This is a genomic window from Streptomyces sp. NPDC060027, assembly GCF_042737005.1.
In the GTDB taxonomy this organism is placed as follows: Bacteria; Actinomycetota; Actinomycetes; order Streptomycetales; family Streptomycetaceae; genus Streptomyces.
This window is the reverse complement of the sequence record NZ_JBHWVI010000330.1, coordinates 1-6,907: the sequence shown is the minus strand read 5'-3', so window position 1 is coordinate 6,907 and position 6,907 is coordinate 1. Positions and strand designations below refer to the sequence as shown.

The 6,907-nt window shown below is 69.6% G+C and carries 4 protein-coding genes and 2 pseudogenes; 3 read left to right on the top strand and 3 right to left on the bottom strand.

Annotation, left to right across the window (positions count from 1 at the left end; all coding sequences use genetic code 11):
- Positions 1 to 216: pseudogene (locus ACFWBT_RS40530) on the bottom strand (hypothetical protein); the annotation flags it as partial.
- A 1,389-nt stretch (positions 217 to 1,605) separates the two neighbouring features.
- On the opposite strand from ACFWBT_RS40530, the pseudogene ACFWBT_RS40525 reads away from it, so the two are divergent.
- A pseudogene (locus tag ACFWBT_RS40525) lies at positions 1,606 to 1,905 on the top strand (transposase); the annotation flags it as partial.
- A 212-nt stretch (positions 1,906 to 2,117) separates the two neighbouring features.
- Here ACFWBT_RS40525 and ACFWBT_RS40520 read toward each other — a convergent pair.
- Both ACFWBT_RS40520 and ACFWBT_RS40515 read right to left on the bottom strand, forming a co-directional pair.
- On the bottom strand, positions 2,118 to 3,422 hold the full coding sequence (locus ACFWBT_RS40520; protein WP_385709137.1) for a phosphatidylserine/phosphatidylglycerophosphate/cardiolipin synthase family protein: 1,305 nt from the start codon (positions 3,420 to 3,422) through the stop codon (positions 2,118 to 2,120).
- 453 nt (positions 3,423 to 3,875) lie between these two features.
- Positions 3,876 to 4,649, bottom strand: a complete 774-nt coding sequence (locus ACFWBT_RS40515; RefSeq protein ID WP_385709134.1) for a polysaccharide deacetylase family protein — start codon at positions 4,647 to 4,649, stop codon at positions 3,876 to 3,878.
- Between ACFWBT_RS40515 and ACFWBT_RS40510 the strand changes: the two genes are divergently transcribed.
- Both ACFWBT_RS40510 and ACFWBT_RS40505 read left to right on the top strand, forming a co-directional pair.
- Positions 4,648 to 4,893, top strand: coding sequence for a Clp protease N-terminal domain-containing protein (locus ACFWBT_RS40510; protein WP_385709131.1), 246 nt, complete (start codon positions 4,648 to 4,650; stop codon positions 4,891 to 4,893). The genes ACFWBT_RS40515 and ACFWBT_RS40510 overlap by 2 nt on opposite strands.
- 190 nt (positions 4,894 to 5,083) lie before the next feature.
- Positions 5,084 to 6,820 carry a RecQ family ATP-dependent DNA helicase gene (locus ACFWBT_RS40505; protein WP_385709128.1) on the top strand — a complete coding sequence of 579 codons (1,737 nt, stop codon included), beginning with the start codon at positions 5,084 to 5,086 and terminating at the stop codon, positions 6,818 to 6,820.
- The last annotated feature ends 87 nt before the right edge of the window (positions 6,821 to 6,907 follow it).

The window sequence follows — 6,907 nt, the reverse complement described above, 5'->3', positions numbered from 1 at the left end:
GTCCCACGGGTGCGGCCCCCCGATGTGGGGCCTGGGCTGGTCGGCGGCCCACCGCCGGGCCCCGCCGACGGAGCTGTCGTACGGCGTGGGCGACCCGGGGCGGGGATGCAGCCGGGTCGCCGTGCGTGCCAGCGGGGCCAGTTGCGGGGCGACCGCGGTGACGTCGACCAGCCGCGGCGGGGTGGTACGGGTGCGGAGTGCGGCGGCAATGCTCATTGCCCGCTCGGCGCACACCGACCGGATCTCGTCCAGCAGCTCGGGGTAGTGCTCGCCGTACGCGTGCAGCGCATGACACACCGCGTCCAGTGCCGCTATGAGCGGGGCGGGCTTTGCGGCGGCGAGCACGGCGGGAAGAGCGAAGTGCGGCTGTGAGATCCGTTCCGGGGTCCGCGGCGTGACGGGAGGGTGCACCACGACGACCTTGCGCCCTGTGTCCGCGGACGGTGGCGGGAAGTACGGCGGTCGCTCGGGAGGTATCGCTTCGAGCACCGACCTGTCCGGTATGCGAGGGTCGGAGCGCAGGGTCTCCCACATCCGGGCCGGGTCGTCGAACGGCGGCGGCAGGGGGCGCCCCTCTGCCAACGCGGTGAGCGCCTGGGCGACCCACGGCACATCGGTCAGGCCCGCAGCCTCGCAGGCTCGCCGCGCGGCCAGCAACGCCACTGCCCGCTGGACCTCGGGACCCACGACATCGAGGGCGTGCACCAGGTCGCTGTCGAAGCGGAGCAGAGCGAGGACGTTGCTCTCGCGGGCACCCCGCAGCCTCTCGCTCGGCAGCCGTCCGCCCCACTCCCACTCCTCGTAGTGCAGGCGACGCCCCTCGGCGGCCTGTTCGGCCCGCTCCTCGGCGGCCCGCTGGAACACCTGGCGAGTCAGGCGTTCGGCCTCGGCGAGCTGTTCGGGCGTACGCGCCGTCCGGCGCACGTTCCAGTGCAGGTCCCCGGCCATCCGCGAGGTGTGGCGGATCACCTCGTCCGGGCGGGGTGGGGCAGGCCAGAACTGCAGGAGGTAGCTGTCCGCCCGGGGCTCCCCGGCCACTCTGGTGGAGAGTTCCCGTCCCTCGTCCATCCCCCGGGCGCAGTACCGGACCCGGTAGTCGGTCCGGGTGAGACCCAGGTCCCACGCGGTCTCGCCGTCCCCCTGCACCAGACGTGTGCGTTCCGACTCGGGGCGGAAGGACACGTCCATCACGTCATCCCAGACCGGGTCCAACACAGGGGCCGCGTCGTGGACTTCCACGACGAAGCCGACGTCGCCCGCGTACAGCCCGGTGGACAGGAGGATCACACCTGGGACCGCAGCCCCGCACAACCCCCCGTTCTGGTAGGCGAACGCCTTGGAGAGGTCAGGTCTGGCGCTGTCCGGATCGCTCTCGACGTAGATCTGACGATCGTGAACACGCACCTCGCCTGCGACCGGCCTACGCACAGCACTCCCCTCATCGAGGACGGCCTCGGAGCCCCTGTCGGACAGGCCGTCACATGCCCCGCATCATGCCGCAGGCCACTGACACACAGCGGACGACGCCGCGAGGCCGACGGTGGCTTCGGTGATGCGGCCACTGGCGCAAGAGGGTGTCGACACGATGTGCCGTTTGCGGCCCGGCACCGCGGCATCACCCTCGTCTGGGCCGACGGCGGCTACACCGGCTCCCTCGTCGGCTGGTGCCGGGACAAGCTCGCTCTGACCCTGGAGATCGTCAAGCGCACCGACAACATGACAGGGTTCGTGGTGCTGCCGAGACGCTGGGGGGCAGAGCGCACGTTCGCATGGTTGATGAACTCCCGCCGCCTGGCCCGGGACTACGAGACCCTGCCCGCCACCAGCGAGGCGGTGATCCGGTGGTCGATGGTCACGCGGATGAGCCGGCGTCTGGCACGGCCACGGGCGGCCGGCCGGCACTGAATGCCCCCGACGTCTCCAGCAGGAGCCAGCCGCGCTCCGCCAGACGCCGGGCTTTCGACCGCACCCCCAGAGGATCAGCCCATCTCACCGCGAGGCCGCAGGCAGACCGGCAAACGCGAGATCCGAGAGAGCGTCTACGCCGTCACCAGCCTCGATACCCACCGGCCCCGCCGACCTCGCCGCAGCAATGCGCGGGCACTCGACAGTGGTGCCTATTCCTGGGCCTGCCTCGGATCGATCGGAATCTCTCGTGCCGTGTTCTCGGCGCGCTCCTCGGCGCTCAACTGCTGCGCCACGGTCCCGCAGCAGCGGTCGTACTGGTTCTGCCAGTTGGCCATGAACATGTCGTAGCTGGACCGGCCGCTGAGCTTCAGGTCCGACTCGTCGTTGTGCCAGACGCCGTTGCTTGTCCAGTTCGAGGAACCGACGAACACGAGCCTGGAGTCGGTGGCACCCGCGTAACTGCCACTGACCATCATGTACTTGTCGTGCGTGTAGTGCAGAGCGTTGCCGTTCGCGTCGGTGCCGTGGCTGGTGTCGTGGACGTCGATATTCGGCCGGTTCCTCAGGTAGTTCTGCACGCTGTCATCGACCTGGCCGGCGGTGATGAGAATGTGGATCTTGACGCCGGTTTGTGCCAGACTCACCAGCTTCTTCGGCAGCTCCAGATAGTTCGGGTCGCCCGGCTGCCCGTGAGAGGTCCACTGGAACATGGCGATGTTGATCGTGGCCGGCGCCTTGATGTTGCTCAGGAAGTCGACCCAGGTGTCACTTCTGGTGCGTGCCTTGGGCCACTGGTAGGAGGGCGGGGTCAGTTTCCTGGCGGCCGTGGCGCTGGTGGAGTTGTAGTAGTCGGGTGCCAGCGGGCCCGGGCCATTGAGCGCCCCCTTGGCCATGGCGGTGAAGTAGCTGACGTAGGAGTTGTACAGGGCGACGTTGCCCTTGACGGTGGCGCTGCTGTTCCACGCGGTGCTGGCCTGGGCGGAGGTGGGGTTGGCGCTGCTGACGGTCACTGTCCTGTTCGCGTCGCTCCCGCCGCTGAGCATGTAGTACTTCGCGTGCAGGGCGGAGCCGGCGTAGTGGGTCAGGCAGCCGCCCGGGCACAGCGCGGCGAAGCTGGAGGCTCGCGGGTCGTTGCCCAACTCGGTGACCATCGACTGCCAGAGTGTATTGCTGCTGTGAGCGTCCATCAGAGCCTTGACCGTGACGCCGCGCTGGTGCGCGGCTATCAGGGCGTTGGCGAAGTCCGGGCCTGGCTGTGCGTTGCTGATCGAGTACATGGCGACGCGTATGGTCTGCCCGCAGCTGGCGCTGTTGATCGATTCGATGATCGGGCCCATGATCTTCATCTGGGCGGCGGGATCCTCCGGGTCGTTGAAGCGCGGTCCCGGGTCGGAGGTGAACGTCCGAGACTCGCAACTGAGCGGGGGTTTGGCCTTCTTGACCGCGGCGTGTGCCGTTGTCGGCGACAGCACAGTGACGACCAGCGCGATGATCAAAGTGAACGTTCGCTTCATGGGCGGCCTTTCACTGGGCTGTGGTGATGAAGAGTCGGGCTGCCGCAAGAGGCCCGTGTGCGTGCCGAAAACCCTGTCACCTTATGCGACCTGCGTGTATTTGTGGATGGGGCTGCCGAGGGCGGTCGCGCCGGATGCCTCGCGATTGGTCATCGGCGGCGGGTGGGTCGGGCGTGCCCACACCGTCGGGGCTTCGTTGTCCGAGTGATCGGTGCAGCCGGCGTTTGTAATCTCCAGTAACGACAGGGAACCCCGGTGCGGGAGGGCCGCAGGCAAGGCATGGGATGACCCCCTGGACCGGACAGCCGCAGCCCGCGTGACCGTGCCGGGCAGCCGTCGACGAGCCGAACCGTCATCGCGCCCAACAGCAGACCGGCGGCTGGAACACCGACCGGGGTACCGGCGCCGGGGCCGGGGCTGAATGTCGATGCCGTGACCGACCAGGGTCGGGGCTCAGCGCACCGGGAAGCCGAAGGAGTAGCCCTGCTCCTTGAGGTGGGGCAGGATCCGGCGCAGGGCCTCGACGGTCTGGGTGCGGTCGCCGCCCGCGTCGTGGAAGAGGAGCGTCGGACCGTTGGGCAGCTCCCGCTCGACGGTGGCGACGATGGCGTCCGTGCCCGGCCGCTCGAAATCCTTGGAGTCCACGTTCCAGCCCAGCGGGCGCATGCCCCGGGAGGCGGCCAGCTTGCGGCTGTAGGGGGTGAACGCCCCGCCGGGCGCCCGGTAGTACATCGGCCGTACACCCCCGGACGCCTCGGTGATCATGCGTTCGGCGTCGAGTATCTGTTGCGACTGGTACGCCTGGGACTTGGCGTCCATGGTCGTGTCGTGCGACACCGAGTGGTCGCACAGCCGGTGCCCGGCGACGACCACCTTCTTCACGAGGTCCGGATGGGCCTGCGCCTGCGTCCCCACCATGCAGAACGTGGCTTTCACCCCGTACTCCCGCAGCACGTCGAGCACCTGAGGGGTCCACACGGGGTCCGGACCGTCGTCGATGGTGATGTTGACGCCGCGTACGCCCTTGTCCGAGGCGTGCGCGATGGTCACCGCCACCGGCTTGACGTCGCTGCCCGGCCTGGCCGACGCGGCCGCCTGAGGCGACGAGCCGCCCACGGCCCCGGCCTGCGCGGTCCACACCGAGGCACCGACGGCCAGCACTGTCACCCCGAGCGCCGCCCCGACCACCTTGCCGTACCAGCCCCGCCCGCCACCGTGCCGTGCCATGTCCGCCCCGCTCTCCCGCAGTTCCTCGCCGATCCCTGGTCGTCTTACGACCACCTGGCAGGACGAGAGGCAGCAGCCATGGGATGCGTTCGTTACCGATCACGGACAATTCCGAGGGAGTTCACGGACAAAAGAGAGACCCGCCGCGCGGATCCTGCGCAACCTCGGCTTCACGTCGGACGAACTGCGCGAGACGATCGAGATCGAGATCACCCAACGGTCCGCCGTGCGCGCCAAGAAGTAGCCCAGCCGCACTGAATTCGACCTTGACGCCGGGAACCCCGCCCCGTAGAAAGCCGACCGCGCCGCCAGAGAACGGCCGTACCGCCGCACTCCGAGGACACGGAACGAGAACTCTCCGCGAGCGGCCCGTTTTTCGTCCCGTCGGGGGTACCCGGGCGCCGAACCCCACTGGAGACGGCGTCAGGAGTGCCATGCGTGTCAAGGTCGGATACTTCAAGACCAGGTCACTCAGGAGACGTCTGCGCCGCTGCGCCCGTGAGGTGTTCGGCTGGGAGCGTCTGCGTCCGTCCCAACTCGATGCCATGACAGCCGTGATGGCGGGGCGCGACACCATCGTGGTGATGCCGACGGGTGCCGGGAAGTCCGCCGTGTACCAGGTGCCGGGGGTGCTGTTGGAGGGGCCGACCGTCGTGGTGTCGCCCCTGATAGCGCTCCAGCGGGACCAGGTCGCCCATCTCGCCCGTATCGAGGGATCCGGCGCCTCGGCCGTCAACTCCGCGCAGCGCGCACGGGACAACGAAGCCGTGTGGGAGCGCGTACGCGAAGGCAGCCTGGATTTTCTGTTCGTCTCTCCCGAGCAGCTCGCCAAGGACGAGGTGGTGGAGCAGATCGCCGCGGCCGCTCCCGCGCTGATGGTGGTCGACGAGGCGCACTGCGTGTCCTCCTGGGGGTACGACTTCCGGCCCGACTATCTGTCCCTGTGCCATGTGCGCGAACGCATCGGCCGGCCTCCACTCCTCGCCCTCACCGCCAGCGCGGCTGCCCCGGTGCGGGCGGACATCGTGGAGCGGCTCGGCATGCACGAGGCGCACGAGGTGGTCGCGGGGTTCGACCGCCGCAACATCACGCTGGAGGTCGTGCGGCATCGGGAGAACGCGGGGAAGCGCCGGTGGGTGGTGGAGCGGGCCGCGGCCGAGGCCAAACCGGGCATCGTCTACGCGGGAACGCGGCGGGAGGCCGAAGAGTACGCGCAGGAACTGTCGGCGCTCGGATTCGACAGCGCCGCGTACCACGCGGGTCTGTCGGCGACCGAGCGCTCCCGGACGCACGACCGCTTCCGGGACGGCGAACTCGACGTGGTCGTCGCCACCTCCGCGTTCGGGATGGGCATCGACAAGCCGAACATCCGCTTCGTGCTGCACGCATCGGTGCCGGGTTCCCTCGACACCTACTACCAGGAGATCGGCCGGGCGGGCCGCGACGGACGACCGTCGACGGCGATCCTCGCGTACCGGCCCGAGGATCTCGGCGTGCAGCGGTTCCGGACAGGCGCCCACCCCGACCCGGAGGCGCTGGGCGGGCTGATCGACGCGGTGCGCGAGCACCAGGGACCCGTCACGGCGACCGGTCTGCGCGAACGCACCGGGCTGTCCCAGACACCGCTGACGTCGATGCTGCACCTGCTGGAGGAGGCCGGAGCCGTGACGACGGCCAAGCGCGGCGGCGTTCGGGCCGTGCCCGGGGCGCGGCGGGACACCTGCGTCCGCGAGGCGATGCGGATCGCTTCCGCCCGTGTCGACCTCGAGCGTTCCCGGGTGGAGATGATGCGGGCGTACGCGGAGACGAACGGCTGTCGCCGGCGCCACATGCTCGGGTACTTCGGGGAGAGTCTGGCCGAAGGCGACTGCGCGGGCTGCGACATGTGCACCCGTACCCAGGAGTTGAAGGAGGCTCCCGTCCGGACGGGAGACGTCCTCTCCGGTACGGGCCCCGACCCGCTGGAACCCGTGGCGGCCGACGGCGCCGGCGCCTTCCCGCCCGGGATGCGAGTGGGGCACAGCACGTGGGGCGAGGGCGAGGTGATGAGCGAAGAGGGAAACAGGATCACGGTCCTGTTCGAGAGCGTGGGCTATCGCACGCTGTCCCTGCCCGCCGTCCAGGCGCGAGGCCTGCTGACTCCGGTGCCGTCCGCCCCGACGAGGGGCTGACACCGCCTCGCCGTCCTCGGCACGCGTGGTGTGGCGGAGCCTCCTGGCGCGCATCAAGGGGTGCCGTGCGCATCACCCGGGGGATGC